The sequence below is a fragment of the Ilumatobacter sp. genome, from assembly GCF_049588435.1.
GTDB lineage: Bacteria > Actinomycetota > Acidimicrobiia > Acidimicrobiales > Ilumatobacteraceae > Ilumatobacter_A.
Window position 1 is genome coordinate 1 of record NZ_JBAVYV010000269.1, and the last position, 2,555, is coordinate 2,555.

Annotated in this window: 3 protein-coding genes and 1 pseudogene; all 4 read left to right on the forward strand. The window is 69.2% G+C overall.

Features of this window, described 5'->3' with window-relative positions; translation table 11 throughout:
- Window positions 1-293, forward strand: a 293-nt coding sequence (scpB, locus tag WBV89_RS10500) for an SMC-Scp complex subunit ScpB (protein ID WP_423981293.1), incomplete at its 5' end; no start/stop codon positions are given.
- Window positions 286-1,089, forward strand: coding sequence for a pseudouridine synthase (locus WBV89_RS10505; protein WP_423981294.1), 804 nt, complete (start codon window positions 286-288; stop codon window positions 1,087-1,089). The genes scpB and WBV89_RS10505, both read left to right, overlap by 8 nt.
- Window positions 1,082-2,146: a prephenate dehydrogenase gene (locus WBV89_RS10510; protein WP_423981295.1), complete on the forward strand. Its 1,065-nt coding sequence runs from the start codon at window positions 1,082-1,084 to the stop codon at window positions 2,144-2,146. The genes WBV89_RS10505 and WBV89_RS10510 overlap by 8 nt, the downstream gene beginning before the upstream one ends.
- A pseudogene (locus WBV89_RS10515) lies at window positions 2,143-2,555 on the forward strand (3-phosphoshikimate 1-carboxyvinyltransferase); the annotation flags it as partial. The gene WBV89_RS10510 and the pseudogene WBV89_RS10515, both read left to right, overlap by 4 nt.

The following is a 2,555-nucleotide window of genomic DNA, read 5'->3' on the forward strand; positions in this document are numbered from 1 at the left end:
CGCGCGCCCAGGAGGCAGCGATCCGTGGCGTCGACCCGGACGGCGTGCTGCGGACACTGCAGGCACGCGGGTACATCGACGAGATCGGTCGGGACGACGGACCCGGCCAGGCGATCCTCTACGGGACCACGACCACGTTTCTCGAGAAGCTCGGTCTCGAGTCCGTTGACGACCTGCCTCCGATCGCCGAGTTCATCCCGGGACCCGACGTCGTCGAGGCCCTCGAGCACGGCCTGCGGGTGACCCCCGAGATCGAGATCTCCACGGCAGCAGAACCGGAATCCGATGCCTGATCGCGACCCGGACAACGTACCCGAGAAGCCGCTGTGGGAGCAGATGGCCGACCGCAGCGCCGAGCTGCCGAAGGGTGAACGCCTCCAGAAGGTGCTCGCCGCCGTCGGTTTCGGGAGCCGCCGCACGTGTGACGACCTGATCGCCGCTGGTCGGGTGACCGTCAACGGTGAGGTGGCGATCCTCGGCCGACGGGTCCTCGCCGATGTCGACCGAGTCGAAGTCGACGGTGCCCCGATCGGCGTCAAGCCCGGCCTGGTCTACTACCTGCTCAACAAGCCGGCCGGAGTCATCACGACGAGCGCCGACACGCACGGCCGTCGAACGGTGCTCGACATCGTTCCCGCCGAGCCACGCGTGTTCAGCATCGGCCGTCTCGACCTCGAGACCGAGGGGCTCCTGTTGATCACCAACGACGGGGCGCTCGCGAACCGCATCGCGCACCCGAGCCACGGTGTCGACAAGGAATACCTCGCCGAGGTCGATGGGGGAGCGGTAGCCGCCGGCAAGATCCGACAGCTCCGTGAAGGAGTCGAGCTCGAGGACGGGGTCACGGCACCGGCGAAGGTGTCACAACCCGAACCCGGAATCCTGCGGATCGTGATCCACGAGGGCAAGAATCGACAGATCCGACGGATGTGCGAGGCGATCGGCCACCCCGTGCGGAGGCTCGTGCGGACGCGTGTCGGCCCGATCACCGACCGCAACCTGCAACCGGGTGAATGGCGCGAATGGACCGACGACGAACGCAATGCCATGGTCGAAGCGGTCGCCACTACGATCGCCCGCCGTGACTGAACCCCGCAGCGCCAACGTGATCGGCCTCGGCCTGATCGGCGGGTCGATCGCGGCGGCGCTGGGAGCTCGGGGATGGAGCGTCGCGGGCGTCGACGACGACGGCGCAACCGCCGAGGCGGCGGTCGACCGGGGCGTGATCCAGTCGGTCGGCCTCGACCCGGATGCGATGATCACCTTCGTCGCGGTTCCGGTGACGCGCGGTCAGGACGCCGTCCGCAGGGCCCTCGCCGAGACGACCGGCATCGTCACCGACGTCGGCAGCGTCAAGGGTCCGCTGTGTGCCGCGATCGACGACCCCCGCTTCGTCGGAGGCCACCCGATGGCGGGCAGCGAGCGTGACGGTCTCGACGGTGCCGATCCGAACCTGTTCGAGGGGGCGATCTGGGTCCTCACTCCCGACGACGACGCAGACGACCTCGTGTTCTCCCGATTGACCGCGATCGTGTCCGAGCTCGGAGCGGAGATCCTCGCGATCGCACCGGACCGCCACGACGAAGTCGTCGCCGTGATCAGCCACGTCCCACATCTCACCGCGGCGTCACTGATGGGGCTCGCCGCCGACCGATCGATCGAGCACGCTGCTCTGCTGCGCCTCGCCGCCGGGGGTTTCCGCGACATGACCCGCGTCGCGAGCGGTCGGCCCGACATCTGGCTCGACATCTGCGAGGAGAACCGCTCGGCGATCGTCGGGTCACTGACCCGTTTGATCGACGAACTCGCCGAAGTCCGGGCCGAGATCGACCACGGGCGCCGCGACAAGCTCCGCGAACGCCTCGACCGCGCCCGGGACGCTCGTGCCAATCTGCCGAGCCGCGTCGTCCATCCCGAGAGCCTCGCCGAGGTGCGTATCCCGATTCCCGACCGCGCCGGCGCAGCCGCTGAGGTGTTCGTCCTCGCGGCCGATCTCAGCGTGAACATCGCGAACTTCGAAGTCGTCCACGTCGCGGAGCGCAACCTCGGTGTCGTCGTCGTCCTGGTCGACCAGGCCCATGCGGACGTCTTCCGCGGTGGCCTGTTGGCTCGCGGGTTCCGCCCGTCGGTGCAGGCGCTGACATGACCGAGGTCCGCACCATTCGGTTGGCCGAAGGCCCGGTGATCGCTGAGGTGCGCGTCCCGCCGTCGAAGAGCATCGCGAACCGCGCCCTCGTGTGCGCCGCCCTCGCCGGCGGTGAGTCCGAGATCCTCGGCCTCGCACCGGGAGACGACACCAACGCGATGGTCGACTCGTTGAACCGACTCGGGGTTCCGGTCGAACGGAGCCGTGATGGAGGCGTCCCGACCGCCATCGTGACCGGCACCGGAGGAGCGCTCCCCGCCGGCCCGGTCTCGCTCGACACCCGGCTCGCCGGAACGACGTCGCGATTCGTGACGGCGCTGGCAGCCCTGGGCCCGGGCCCGTATCTGATCGACGGCGCCGAGCCGCTGCGAGAACGTCCCATGGGTCCTCTCCACGATTCGCTCCATGC